Genomic DNA, 12,236 nt, shown 5'->3' with positions numbered 1-12,236 from the left:
TGGCGTGCAACCACGGTCAGGGATGCAATCGGAGCAGCATTTCTCATTGTCACGGCCGGATAGCTCAACTCGAAACACGCTCGATGATCAGCGCTATCCCCTGCCCGCCACCGATGCACATCGTGATCAGCGCATAGCGGCCTGCCATGCGCTGCAACTCGTACATCGCCTTGATCGTGATGATCGCGCCCGTCGCGCCGATCGGATGGCCGAGGCCGATTCCGCTGCCGTTGGGATTGACCTTGTCAGGCGGGAAGTCGAGGAGCTTGGCCACCGCGCAGGCCTGGGCCGCAAAGGCCTCGTTGGCTTCGATCACATCGATGTCGTCAAGCGTGAGCCCTGCCCGCCGCAACGCGATCGGCACCGCCTCCACCGGCCCGAGCCCCATGACATCAGGCGCGACACCGGCATGACCCCAGCCGACGATACGCGCCATCGGCACAAGGCCGCGACGCCTGGCTTCGTCTCCGGATGCCAGGACGAGCGCCGCGCCACCGTCGTTCAATCCGCTGGCGTTACCTGCCGTTACGGTGCCCTTCTCCTTGCGGAAGACGGGCGCCAACGCGGCCAGACCAGCCGCATCCACGTCGGAGCGCAAATGCTCATCGCGGTCGAACGACTTGACGGTCCCGCGCGATTTGATCTGCACGGGCACGATCTGGCTGTCGAACCGCCCCTCGCTTTGCGCCTGCGCCGCACGCCGATGGCTCTCGACCGCGAGCGCGTCCTGCATCTCCCGCGTGATATCATGCCGCTCGGCGATGTTCTCCGCCGTGACCCCCATATGCCCGGCGCCGAAAGGATCGGTCAGTGCCGCGGCCATCGCATCGACCATCGCCTCATCGCCCATACGCCGTCCCCAGCGCAGGCCTTTGACGACATGGGGCGACTGGCTCATGCTCTCGACGCCGCCCGCGACCGCGATCTCGCACTCCGAGAGGGCGATCATCTGCGCGGCCGAAATAATGGCCTGGACGCTGGATCCGCACAGACGATTGAGTGTCAGGGCCGGCACGCGATCCGGGATACCCGCCGCCATCGCCGCCACGCGCGAGACATACATATCGGCAGGTTCGCTCTGGATAACCTGGCCAAGCACGACATGCTGGATATCATCAGGCTGGAGCGCTGCGCGCCTGATCGCCTCGGCAATGACGATGCGGCCAAGCTCAGCCGGAGCGACGGTTTTCAGGCTTCCACCGAAATCGCCTATGGCGGTGCGTGCCCCTGAAAGAATGACGACGTCCTGCAAGATTGTACCTTTCCGAATTTCCATCGCCTCATTTTCGCGCTCAAATGGCGAGGCAAACGACAAATCACATCAAACATGATGCATGAAACATCATATCTGATTATTATCAAGGCATAAGCCATGTGTATATAGTCGTCTTGGATCACTATATTGCCTCGAAGGTTTCCAGCGGTGCCGGACGCCATCTTCTCCAGTTCCCGCGCTGGCGGCTGGACAACCATCGACGAGAGATTGCCAATTGCCCCCCGCTGACATCTACTATCAACGTGCCATCGCCGAACGCGCGGCCGCCGCGATCGAAGCCCTACCCTTGCGCAGGCAGCAGCTTGAGCGAAGCGCGCAGCGGTGGGAGGAGATGGCACGACGGCCGAGGATACCGGGCGCAGAGCCGAGATCAATGAAGCCGAGAAGCGTGCGAAGTCGGTGCCATATTACGCACAACACGACAGAAACTGAGGCCGTGCTGCCCTCGAGAAATGAGCGCGACAATCCGATCAGACCGGCCGTCTGAGCGGTTGCCCATTGGCGGCTCTGGCTGCTTCTTCGAGGGCGAAACCAATCTCGAACATCAATTCGGCGGCTTCGCCGGCTGTCAGATGTAGCCGGACCGTGCTCGTCCCAACGCGCGCTTCCAGTAGGAGCATGCGGGCGTCGTCGCCCTCTCTATTCGGTAGCGCCCGCACGCGCACCTGCCGGACCGGTGCGTTCTTTTCCGGATCAGAGTCGAACCGAAGCGACAGGCGCCCTGCTTGGCCCTTGTCTTTCGGCAGTCCGCCGGTTTCACCTGTCATCGCCTATCCATCAATCAGGGGGTTGGTCACGGAATCGCTTTTGGTCGATTCAGCCGATAATCATATTTCACACATGGACTATAGATCAATGCAACTACATTTTGATGTACTGAACATCACACGATTTCGGGAAGTCGATGCCTAAAGCGCCTGACGAGCCGCAAACCCGACCGCACCGAATCCGGCAACTCCAATGCTCATCAGCGCAGGCCATCCGACTGCCGCTATAACCGGCCATCCAAGAAGGTCGGCTGCAGCCACTGCGATATGAGGCGGCGCCACGAGCGTGAGCACGGCCATGGCGATCGCGGCCAACCAGACGCGAACGAGCAGTTCGCGGGTCACCGCATTCGGCGCAGCGGGGTTCATACCATGCGATATGTGTCGAATGCGGGCGGCGGTCCGTGCCATGACCCGCCGACTTGTCAGAGCCACGTTCATCGCCAGGAGAAGACAGGCCCATGACAAGAGCGGAGAGACGTCGACATGGTCTGCGCGATCGACGAGCATCGGCCCTGTCAGATCGTATCGCGACAACAGGGCAAAGCCCAAAACGGCAAGGACCACCATCGCAAATTGCTGGAGTGCGGCAACGACACCGGCGTGAAAGAGCCATAGCGTCGGCACGCGCATCGTCACCTGGACGGGACCTTCCGGTTCGACTGCTCCATCAGCGCGATGAGGCCTTTCAAGAGCATGACCGGCGAAGGCGGGCAGCCTGGGATGTGCAGATCGACGGGTACTACCGCCGATACGCCGCCCAGGACGGCGTAGCTGCCGGCGAAACAGCCTCCATCGGCCGCGCAATCTCCGGCGGCAACGACCCATTTGGGCGCAGGGGTCGCGTTGTAGGTCCGCTCCAGCGCCTCACGCATATTCTTCGTCACGGGCCCCGTCACCAGCAGCACATCGGCGTGACGCGGCGAGGCGACGAAGCGCAGGCCGAAGCGCTCGATGTCGTAGAATGCATTGCCCAGCGCATGGATTTCGAGCTCGCAACCGTTGCAGGAACCGGCATCGATCTCGCGGATCGAGAGGCTGCGACCGAGCTTCTGCCGGGCGACGCCCCCCAACCGACCAGCAAGATCCGCGATCATCGACAGATCCGGATCGGGCCGCGGCTCGGTGAGCGGCGGTCGGATCAGGCTTTCGAACAGGAGCTTGCGCATGGGCGGAGCCTATAAGTCATGCCCCGAATAGGAGCAGTTGAACGATTTGTTGCAGAGCGGGAAATCCGCGACGATGTTGCCCTCGATCACGGCTTCGAGCAGCGGCCACTGGAACCAGGACGGGTCGCGCAGATGGCAGCGCTCGACAGTACCGTCCGGACCGAGCCGGAGCCAGCAAAGGATATCGCCGCGAAAGCCCTCAACCAGTGCGAGGCCCTCACATGTTTGCTTCGCCTTGGGGAGCGCGACCGCGATGTCGCCGGGCGGCATGCCCTCAATGATCTGGTCGATCAGGCCGAGGCTCTGTTCCACTTCGCGGATGCGCACCCAGACTCGCGCATTGACGTCGCCTTCTGCCAAGATCGGCACATCGAACCGAAGCTGGTCATAGGGTGCATAGGCAAGGTCATGGCGTGCATCGAAGGCACGTCCAGACGCTCGGCCGACATATCCGCCGGCGCCATATTGGCGCGTCAGGACATCGGAGAGCGTACCGGTGCCGACCGTACGATCCTGCAGCGATGCGGTTTCGTCATACAGTTCGACCAGCGGCGGGAAGGCTTTGCGGATCATCGCCACAAGCGCGCTTATGCCGTCCTGACCGGGGCGATCGAGCTCGACGGTCACACCACCGGGAACGATCCGGTCCATCATCAGTCGATGGCCGAAGCATAGATCGGCCTGGCGCAGCACGCGTTCGCGCAGCACTGCGGTGTGGGCATGCATCAACGCGAAGGAAGCGTCGTTGCAGACCGCACCGATGTCGCCCAGATGGTTCGCGATCCGTTCCAGCTCGGCCATCAGCGCCCGCAGCCAGTGCGCCCGGCCAGGGATCTCGATCCCGAGCGCGGTTTCGACCGCACGGGCGAATGCGATCGAACAGGCCACCGTGCTGTCGCCCGACAGTCGCGCCGCGAACTGCGCCGCGCGGTCCGGCGCCGCGCCCGCCATCTGCGCTTCCACCCCCTTGTGCGTGTAGCCGAGCCGTTCCTCGAGCCGCACGACGGTTTCGCCATTGGCAGTGAACCGGAAATGACCGGGCTCGATGATGCCGGCATGGACCGGTCCGACCGGGATCTGATGCAGCCCCTCGCCTTCGGCAGTGAGGAAGTCGTAGCCCCCTCCCTCGCCGGTTGCCTCCGACCGCACGCCAAGCGGATGACGGACCGACCAGCGGCCATGATCGAGCCAGGGACGATCATCGGGCGCGCCCACGGGCTCGAACCCGAACAGGTCCCGGATCGTGCGCTCGAGCCGATGTGCGGGCGCATGATGCCGGGCGACCGAGGGAAACCGCCCCTCCTGGCAGGCAAGGCTTGCGACCGCCAACTGACCACGCTCCGCATCGAGCACCGCCATATGGACCGTGCCTTCATCGCCCCACAGCCCCGACAGCGTCCAGCGTCCCTCGGTAAGCTGCTCGATCAGCATCGACCATGTGTCGGCATCGACCGGTATCCGCGGCCAAAGCTTGTGAGGATGCAGCGGAACCGCGCCGGAAAGCGTTTCGATCAAACTCGGCATGGTTGTTCCCCGGTCAATGGAGCAGCCTCGCGACATGCTGGAACCAGGCGACCAGCGGCGGCGGCAGGTAAATCCCCGCGATCAGCACCAGCATGAGATGGGTCGCCAAGGGAAGATAGGACGCCTTGACCGGCTCGCTATGTCCGCTGGGTTCGCCGAACGCGACGCCCTGAAGCCGCAGCATGAGCGCGCCGAACGCGACCAGCAGGCCGATCACCAGCGGGATCGCGAGCAGGGGCTGGCGCGCAAAGGTGGAACTGACCACCAGAAACTCGCTCATGAAGATGCCGAACGGTGGCATGCCGGCGATCGCGACGACGCCAGCGACCAGCCCCCAGCCGAGCAACGGGTGGGAGACGGTAAGGCCGCGAAGATCTGCGAGCTTCTGCGTGCCCTTGGCCTGCGCGATATGACCGACCGCGAAGAAGATCGCGGACTTGGTGAGGCTGTGCATCGTCATGTGGAGCAGCCCGGCGAAATTCGCGAGCGGCCCGCCGATGCCGAACGCGAAGGCGATGATGCCCATATGTTCGATCGAGGAGTAGGCGAATAGCCGTTTGATGTCCCGCCGACGGTACAGCATGAAGCCGGCAAAAATCAGCGACACCAGTCCCATCGTCGCCATCAGCGGACCCGGCGCAATCGCGCCCGGATTCGCGGCGAGCAGCAGCTTGAAGCGCAGCACGGCGTGGAGCGCGACGTTGAGCAGCAGACCCGACAGCACCGCCGAGATCGGGGTCGGACCTTCGGCATGGGCATCGGGAAGCCAGGCGTGGAGCGGCGCCAGACCCACCTTGGTGCCATAGCCGAGCAGCAGGAATACGAAGGCGAGATTGAGCAATGCCGGATCGAGCGCGGCGGCATGGCCGATCAGCACGGTCCAGATCATGCCGTCGGGGCCTTCGCCCACCACCGGGCGCGCCGCCATATAGACCAGGATCGTGCCGAACAGCGCGAGCGCGATGCCGACGCTGCCGAGAATGAAATATTTCCACGCCGCCTCCAGCGCCTCATGGGTCTGGTAGATGCCGACCATCAGCACGGTGGTGAGCGTCGCCAGCTCGATCGCGACCCACATCAACCCGATATTGTTCGCCAGAAGCGCCAGATTCATGGCGAACAGCAGGATCTGATACATGGCATGGTAGAAGCGCAGTTGGACCGTCGTCAGGCGTCCGATCTCCAGTTCATGGGCGATATAGCTCGCGCTGAACACGCTGGTAGTGAAACCGACCAAAGTATTGAGCACGATGAAGACGATGTTGAGATCGTCGACCAGCAGATAGGATCCAGGCGCCGGCTTGTGGATGAACAGAGACAGCGCCGAGAGCAGCGTCAGAAAAGCCGAACCCGCGTTGAGCCGGGCGGACAGCCTGTACCCCGGCAGGCACAGCAGCAACAGCGATGTCGCGAAGGGTATCGCGAGGATCAGCGCGACATTGTTCGCCGCGATCCAGTCAATCGCTTCGCTCATCCGCGGCGCTCGCGGAGATCGTCGAGCGCCTGGAGATCGACCGTGTCGAAGCGCTCGCGGATGCGGAACAGGAAGATGCCGATGACGATGAAGGCGACGAGAACGGAGAAGGCGACGCTGATCTCGACGACGAAAGGCATGCCCTTGGCGCCGGTGGCAGCGAGGATCAGTCCGTTTTCGAGCGACATGAAGCCGACCACCTGGCTGACGGCGTTGCGCCTCGTCACCATCATCAGGAGGCCGAGCAGAACCACCGACAGGGCAAAGGCGAGATCCTCGCGTGCGAGCGTGCCGGCATCCGCGGTGACGCGCAGCACGACGACGATCGACAGGGCGACGAGCGCGAGGCCCGCCAGCATGGTCGTGCCGACATTGAGCGCTGTTTCGACCTCGCGGTGGATGCCGAGCCGCCGGATCATACGGTGCAACGCCACCGGGATGACGATCGCCTTGACGATGAGCGCGATCGCCGCCGTCAGATAGAGGTGTGGCGCGCCCTGCACATAGGCTTGCCACGATACCGACAAGGCGAGCACCACAGCCTGGAAGGCGAAGACGTTGAGCAGTGCCGACAGGCGATCCTGATAGAGCAGCATGAGGCTGACCAGCACCAGGCTGCCCGCAAGGAAATGGGCGATATCGAAGGCGAACTTGTCCATCAGAGGCTCCGCGACACGAAGCGCAGGAGCGTGCCCAAGAACCCCAGCATCAGCGCGGCTCCGAGAAGGTCGGGCACCCGGAACACCCGCATCTTGGCAATCATGGTCTCGAATAGAGCGAGCAGAATGCCAGCCACACCGAGCTTGGCCGCATAGACTGCAACCCCGATCAAGTGGACATGGAGCGGCGCGCCAGCCGGGGCGAGCCCCCATGGCACGAAGATGCAGGCGATCAGCGACGCGTAGAGCAGAAGCTTGATCGAGGAGGCCAACTCGATCAGCGCGAGGTGCCGTCCGGAATATTCCAGGACCATCGCTTCATGCACCATAGTGAGTTCGAGATGCGTCGCCGGATTGTCAACCGGAATGCGGCCGTTTTCGGCGATCGCGACAATGATGAGCGCGATCAGCGCCATGCCGAGCGAGACGCGCAGACCCACACCCGCCAGCATCGCATTGGCCACGGTTGAAAGCTGGGTCGAGCCGGCGACCAGAGCGATCGTGAACACGATCATGATCAGTGCCGGCTCGGCCAGCGTCGCGATCATAGCCTCGCGGCTCGATCCGATCCCGCCGAAGCTGGTGCCGACATCCATGCCGGCGAGCGCGAGAAAGAAGCGCGCACTTCCAAGCAGCGCGATGATGACGATAAGGTCCGCCGACCAGCTGAACAGCAGCCCGGTAGCGAAGGTCGGTACCAGGGCCGCCGCCACCCAGGTCGCGGCGAAGACGATATAGGGCACGATCCGGAACAGCCAGGACGCGCTCTCGGCGATGACGGCTTCCTTGCGGACCAGCCGGATCAGATCGCGATAGGGCTGCAGCAGCGGCGGTCCCTGCCGGCGCAGCAGCCGCGCCTTCACCCTGCGCACCAACCCGGTCAGCAGCGGCGCCGACACCAGCACCAGCAGCATCTGCGAAATCTGGATCGACAAGCCGTCGATCAGCGACATGTCGATCATGGCCATGATGCGATGATCAGCAGGAGGAGGACAAGGGCGCCGAAGACGAGACTGAGATAGCGGCGGATGGTGAGGAACTGCAGATGGTTCAATCGTTCGGCGAGGAAGTTGACCAGGCGCACGACGGGATCATAGACCAGCTCCCAGGCCAGATCGTGCAGCGTGACGGTCATGCGCGCGGGGCGACCATCTCCCGGCGCCGGCATGTCGACACGCTCAGTCGCGCGGAAGGCGAAACCGCCGAACACGCGCCGCACGGGCTGGGCGAAGCTGTCGGCCGTATATTGGGTCGCCGGGCTGCTGTCGGGGAAACCGCAATCCCAGGCAGGCGCCCTGCGCACCCTGTTCGAAGCGACGCGATGGATCACAAAGGCTGCCAGCGACGCCGAAATGGTGATGAACAGGAAAACCAGCAGGCCGTTATAGGAACTGCGGCTCTCGGCGACCGGCACGATCGAAAGCCATGCAATATGCGTCTGGACCGGCATCCGCGTGCCCGTCAGCGCATCCACGACAGGCGCGAGCGCATCGATGATGAGTGCCGGGAAAACCCCGGTGAACAGGCATAGCAGAGCCAGGATCGCCATCGCCGCAATCGACAAGCGGTCGACCTCGTGCGCATTTGTTGCCGCCTCGCTACGCGGCCGGCCGAGGAAGGTGATTCCGAACGCGCGGACGAAACAGGCCGCGGCCAGCGCCGCGGCCAACGCAAGCAGGGCGCCGACCACCGGTACGAGCAGCTTCAGCGCCCATTGTGGAAGGTCGGGACTGAGCAGGATGGCTTGCAGCATCAGCCATTCCGACGCGAAGCCGTTGAGCGGTGGCAGCGCCGAGATCGCGGCGGCGCCGACAAGGAAGAGCAGGCCCGTCGCCGGCATCCGGTTCAACAGACCGCCGAGCATTTCCATTCTCCGCTCTCCGGTCGCCGTAAGGACCGCACCGGCGCCGAAGAAGAGCAGGCTCTTGAACAGCGCGTGGTTGAGGACATGGAACAGAGCGGCAGTCATTGCGAGCGCGGCCGCCGCCTTCATTCCGTTCCCACCGAATGCGAGGGCGAGTCCGAGCCCCACGAATATCAATCCGATATTTTCGATCGTGCTGTAGGCTAGGACGCGTTTGATATCGTTCTGCATGAGCGCGTAGAGAACGCCGAGCGCCGCCGTGCCGGCGCCAGCGACCAGCACTGGGACGCCCCACCACCAGGCCGGCGGCCCGAGCAGATCGAACACGATCCGGATGAAGCCGTAGACCGCGACCTTGGTCATGACGCCGCTCATCAAAGCCGAGACGTGGCTGGGCGCGGCCGGATGGGCGAGCGGCAACCAGACATGCAGCGGCACGAGTCCGGCCTTGGAGCCGGTCCCGAGCAGGGCAAGAGCCAGCACCAGACCCGTAAGGCCGCTAGATGCACCGTGCGCGCGTATCGTCTTGAAGGCGTATCCGCCCTCGGGGCCAGCCAGCAGACCGAAGGCAAGCAGGAGCGCGAACGTCCCAACGCTCGCCATGACGAGATAGACATAGCCCGCCCTGCGATTGTCGTCGTCGCGGTGGCGGGTCATGACCAAAGCCCAGGACGCGAGCGACATGAACTCCCAGGACAGCAGAAAGGTGAAGGCGTCGTCGGCGAGCAGCACCAGGTTCATGCCCGCGAGGAACGCCGGAAAAAAGGGCAGTACGCGCCGGGGCTCGCTCTCGTGGCGGCCATAGCCAAGGCCGTAAAGGCTGGCGGCCGTGCCGCCGAGGTTGATCACGAGAACGAAGAACGCACTGAGCGCGTCGAGGCGGAAATTTGCGCCGATCCACGGCAGCCCCAACGGCAGGACTGCCGTCGAGGTGATCGCCGGACTTGCGAGGAGGTGAACCAGCGCGACGGCTATGGCAAAACCGCAGGTGGCAATGCTGAAACCGTACACAACCCGTCGTGCGAGCGCCGATCGCCTGATCGCCACGGCCAAACCGGCAGTGAATAAAAGAGCCGCAACGAGCCACAGCAACAGGATGACCGGCGTCATTCCCGCACTCTATGCCAACCTGGATCCCGTCGGGAGCGATGGCCCGGAGCCACCGGTCCCAGTGAGCGCCTTGAACCGAACGCCACGGCCTCCGCCCGAGCTGGCCGCACCCTGCGCGATAAACTCGATACCGGCTTTGTCGAGCGCAGCGATCAGCTTCATCAGCGACTCCACGTTGCCCCGGACGATATCCTTGCTCGCTTCCATCCGCTGGATCGTGGGCATCGACAGTCCGGACAAGCCGGCCAGCTCGCGCTGGTCGATCCCGAGCAGGGCGCGGGCCCCTCGCAACTGGGCAGCTCCGATCATACGCAGGCCTCCCCCGCCAGTCTTCAACGATAGGATATCAGGTTTGCTTTAGCAATCATAACATGCCACGATATGATATTGATGTTTTATATATCTATTATGATGCAACCTTCAACCCGGGACGCAGGTCCGTAGATGGTCGAGCCCACACCGCTTCTGTCCGCTTCGCGCGGATTGTGTCCTCGCTGCGGGGCGAGGGGTTTATTCGCTGGCTGGGTGCGCTTCGCGCCGGGCTGTTCGGCTTGTGGCCTCGATTACGCCAGGTTCAATGTCGGTGACGGCCCCGCGGCCTTGTTGGTCATGATCGTCGGGGGCATCGTCGTCACGCTGGCGATCACCACTGAACTCAGTGCGCACCCCCCATTCTGGGTGCACATCATTTTGTGGGTGCCGTTGACGATCGTCCTCGTCATCGGCGCGCTTCGGCTTGCGAAAGGGCTTCTGCTCGCCTTCGAATACCGCCACACTAAAGAGAAAACCCCTCCCGATGGCCCGGCGCAGTGAGCATCTCAGCGCACACCGGCGTTGGGGCTGGATGCGCAAGAGCGTGACCCGCGCAATCCAATCGTGGCCGTTCGGCATGCCCTGCCCCTATGGTACAATCCGGCAATGACTCGGAGTGACAAGCACCTCGGGATCCTGGCCATCGGCTTGTCGGCGCTGGCGGGGTTTGTCGATGCCGTGGGCTTCATTCATCTGGGCGGATTTTTTCTCTTTTCGGTGAGCGCCAACACCACCCTCCTGGGGATCGGGTTGGCCGAGGGGTCGGCGCGGGCGGCGGTCGCGGCGGGCTTGATCGGAACCTTCGTGCTCGGTGTGATGGCTGGTTCGATCGTGCTGCATCGTGCCCGGCACCATCCTCGCGCAGCGGTTCTCGTGCTGGTCTGCATGCTGTTGCTTATAGCCGCGAGCCTGAGCGCTTTCGGCGTGGCGCATGGTCCGATCGTCGCGATGGCATTGGCCATGGGAGCCGCGAACTCGGTTTTCGAGCGTGACGATGAGGCCAACAGTGATCTGACGTCCTTTACCGCGCCGCTGGTAAAGCTGGGCGAGAAAATCGCCGGCACGGACGAGGGCAACGGCCGTGGCTGGAGCCATTATCTCCTCCTTTGGCTGGGCTTCGTCTTGGGAGCTGTGGCAGGTGCCGGGATTTACCAGATGGTTGCGCTCGGCACGGTCTGGGTCGCCGCGGTCGCCGCAGCACTCCTTGCCTTCGCAGCAACAAGAATCGAGAAAGGCGGCGCAGCTGCACTTCCCGGGATATTCGATGCCTGACTTCACCGTGCATCCATTCGATCGTCCCGCATCCATGCCTGATCCCATGCCCCCGCGCGAAGCCGGCACGATTGGCGGCGAAATCGTTCTGCCTTCATCGGGTTGGGCAGCGGTGCTGCGCGGCACGCGCAATCGCTGCCCAAGATGCCGGCAGGCCAAGCTGTTCGCGCGCTTCCTCAAGCCCATTCCGCACTGCCCGGCTTGCGGACAGGACTGGACGCACCAGCGAGCCGATGATTTTCCGGCCTATGTGTCGATCCTGCTCACCGGTCACTTGATGGCCCCGATCATCATCACGCTGGTCCGGGATTTCGATCTGTCCACGGCTGCTCTTGTCGCGATCATCATGCCGCTGGCGATGATATTGATGATCGGCCTTCTCCAGCCCGCCAAGGGAGCGATCATCGCTCTTCAATGGTGGCTCGGTATGCACGGGTTCGAACGGGAACGGCCGGTGCCGCCGGGTGGAGAGGCCGTGCCGTGAACCCGGAATTCCGTGCGCTCATGGCGTCGGACAAACGATGCGGTCGCGTTTTGGCAAGAATGCGTACTTGCGATGCCGTGGAACGACCCTGCGGCGGATGCGAAAAGCGCCCTTGAAGGACCGTCGTTCACCATCCTTGAACTAGGTGTCCTGCAACGGGAACCACACGACCGAATCCACTTGAGCGAGATAACCGTTGTCGAGCAGTCTCGCGGGGCGCCGTCCACTGAGATCCAACGATCGTGCTTCACGTCGGGAATACACGAAGCGGATACCGACCCTCTGGCTTTGAAGCTGTTGGCGTGCTGCCAGTTCTGTCCAAATA

General features: G+C 63.4%; 13 protein-coding genes. 3 read left to right on the top strand and 10 right to left on the bottom strand.

Going from position 1 to position 12,236, the window contains the following annotated elements; all coding sequences use genetic code 11:
• Window positions 1–64 precede the first annotated feature (64 nt).
• The 10 genes from bktB to HHL08_RS08595 all read right to left on the bottom strand — a co-directional run bounded on the left by bktB (window position 65) and on the right by HHL08_RS08595 (window position 10,152).
• Entirely contained in the window at window positions 65–1,252 is a 1,188-nt protein-coding gene (gene bktB / locus HHL08_RS08640; protein WP_082166266.1) for a beta-ketothiolase BktB, read from the bottom strand.
• Between the two features lie 494 nt (window positions 1,253–1,746).
• A complete protein-coding gene (locus tag HHL08_RS08635) occupies window positions 1,747–2,043 on the bottom strand; it encodes a hypothetical protein (protein ID WP_048577803.1) in 297 nt (98 codons plus the stop codon).
• A gap of 141 nt (window positions 2,044–2,184) precedes the next feature.
• Entirely contained in the window at window positions 2,185–2,676 is a 492-nt protein-coding gene (locus HHL08_RS08630) for a hypothetical protein (RefSeq protein ID WP_169572417.1), read from the bottom strand.
• 2 nt (window positions 2,677–2,678) lie between these two features.
• Entirely contained in the window at window positions 2,679–3,212 is a 534-nt protein-coding gene (locus HHL08_RS08625) for an NADH-quinone oxidoreductase subunit B family protein (RefSeq protein ID WP_169572415.1), read from the bottom strand.
• A gap of 9 nt (window positions 3,213–3,221) precedes the next feature.
• Window positions 3,222–4,736 carry a hydrogenase large subunit gene (locus HHL08_RS08620; protein ID WP_169572413.1) on the bottom strand — a complete coding sequence of 505 codons (1,515 nt, stop codon included), beginning with the start codon at window positions 4,734–4,736 and terminating at the stop codon, window positions 3,222–3,224.
• A 13-nt stretch (window positions 4,737–4,749) separates the two neighbouring features.
• A complete protein-coding gene (locus HHL08_RS08615; RefSeq protein WP_169572411.1) occupies window positions 4,750–6,210 on the bottom strand; it encodes a hydrogenase 4 subunit F in 1,461 nt (486 codons plus the stop codon).
• The gene (locus HHL08_RS08610; RefSeq protein WP_169572409.1) at window positions 6,207–6,869 is read right to left on the bottom strand and encodes a hydrogenase-4 component E; all 663 of its coding nucleotides are present in this window, start codon (window positions 6,867–6,869) and stop codon (window positions 6,207–6,209) included. Before HHL08_RS08610 ends, HHL08_RS08615 begins: the two co-directional genes overlap by 4 nt.
• Entirely contained in the window at window positions 6,869–7,837 is a 969-nt protein-coding gene (locus tag HHL08_RS08605; protein ID WP_206377785.1) for a respiratory chain complex I subunit 1 family protein, read from the bottom strand. The genes HHL08_RS08610 and HHL08_RS08605 overlap by 1 nt, the downstream gene beginning before the upstream one ends.
• Complete coding sequence (gene hyfB / locus HHL08_RS08600; RefSeq protein WP_169572407.1) at window positions 7,828–9,843, bottom strand: hydrogenase 4 subunit B; 2,016 nt, start codon at window positions 9,841–9,843, stop codon at window positions 7,828–7,830. The genes HHL08_RS08605 and hyfB overlap by 10 nt, the downstream gene beginning before the upstream one ends.
• Window positions 9,844–9,852: 9 nt before the next feature.
• Complete coding sequence (locus HHL08_RS08595; RefSeq protein WP_169572405.1) at window positions 9,853–10,152, bottom strand: helix-turn-helix domain-containing protein; 300 nt, start codon at window positions 10,150–10,152, stop codon at window positions 9,853–9,855.
• A gap of 135 nt (window positions 10,153–10,287) precedes the next feature.
• On the opposite strand from HHL08_RS08595, the gene HHL08_RS08590 reads away from it, so the two are divergent.
• The 3 genes from HHL08_RS08590 (at window position 10,288) to HHL08_RS08580 (ending at window position 11,911) form a co-directional block, all read left to right on the top strand.
• Window positions 10,288–10,656, top strand: coding sequence for a DUF983 domain-containing protein (locus HHL08_RS08590; RefSeq protein ID WP_048577809.1), 369 nt, complete (start codon window positions 10,288–10,290; stop codon window positions 10,654–10,656).
• 105 nt (window positions 10,657–10,761) lie between these two features.
• Window positions 10,762–11,427 (top strand): YoaK family protein, encoded by a 666-nt coding sequence (locus tag HHL08_RS08585; protein ID WP_169572403.1) that lies wholly within the window; start codon window positions 10,762–10,764, stop codon window positions 11,425–11,427.
• Window positions 11,428–11,473: 46 nt separating this feature from the next.
• Window positions 11,474–11,911 carry a DUF983 domain-containing protein gene (locus tag HHL08_RS08580; RefSeq protein ID WP_169572639.1) on the top strand — a complete coding sequence of 146 codons (438 nt, stop codon included), beginning with the start codon at window positions 11,474–11,476 and terminating at the stop codon, window positions 11,909–11,911.
• Window positions 11,912–12,236: the final 325 nt, after the last annotated feature.

The sequence above is a fragment of the Sphingobium psychrophilum genome (assembly GCF_012927105.1).
Taxonomy (GTDB): domain Bacteria; phylum Pseudomonadota; class Alphaproteobacteria; order Sphingomonadales; family Sphingomonadaceae; genus Sphingobium; species Sphingobium psychrophilum.
This window is presented reverse-complemented; position numbering and strand designations above follow the sequence as displayed.

Bases quoted from the DNA above. Each gene is read 5' to 3' on its own strand.
- HHL08_RS08590 (WP_048577809.1), top strand. From the start codon at position 10,288: ATGGTCGAGCCCACACCGCTTCTGTCCGCTTCGCGCGGATTGTGTCCT.
- HHL08_RS08620 (WP_169572413.1), bottom strand. From the start codon at position 4,736: ATGCCGAGTTTGATCGAAACGCTTTCCGGCGCGGTTCCGCTGCATCCT.
- HHL08_RS08605 (WP_206377785.1), bottom strand. From the start codon at position 7,837: ATGGCCATGATCGACATGTCGCTGATCGACGGCTTGTCGATCCAGATT.
- HHL08_RS08635 (WP_048577803.1), bottom strand. From the start codon at position 2,043: ATGACAGGTGAAACCGGCGGACTGCCGAAAGACAAGGGCCAAGCAGGG.
- HHL08_RS08595 (WP_169572405.1), bottom strand. From the start codon at position 10,152: ATGATCGGAGCTGCCCAGTTGCGAGGGGCCCGCGCCCTGCTCGGGATC.
- hyfB (WP_169572407.1), bottom strand. From the start codon at position 9,843: ATGACGCCGGTCATCCTGTTGCTGTGGCTCGTTGCGGCTCTTTTATTC.
- HHL08_RS08615 (WP_169572411.1), bottom strand. From the start codon at position 6,210: ATGAGCGAAGCGATTGACTGGATCGCGGCGAACAATGTCGCGCTGATC.
- HHL08_RS08625 (WP_169572415.1), bottom strand. From the start codon at position 3,212: ATGCGCAAGCTCCTGTTCGAAAGCCTGATCCGACCGCCGCTCACCGAG.
- HHL08_RS08610 (WP_169572409.1), bottom strand. From the start codon at position 6,869: ATGGACAAGTTCGCCTTCGATATCGCCCATTTCCTTGCGGGCAGCCTG.
- HHL08_RS08580 (WP_169572639.1), top strand. From the start codon at position 11,474: ATGCCCCCGCGCGAAGCCGGCACGATTGGCGGCGAAATCGTTCTGCCT.
- HHL08_RS08585 (WP_169572403.1), top strand. From the start codon at position 10,762: ATGACTCGGAGTGACAAGCACCTCGGGATCCTGGCCATCGGCTTGTCG.
- HHL08_RS08630 (WP_169572417.1), bottom strand. From the start codon at position 2,676: ATGCGCGTGCCGACGCTATGGCTCTTTCACGCCGGTGTCGTTGCCGCA.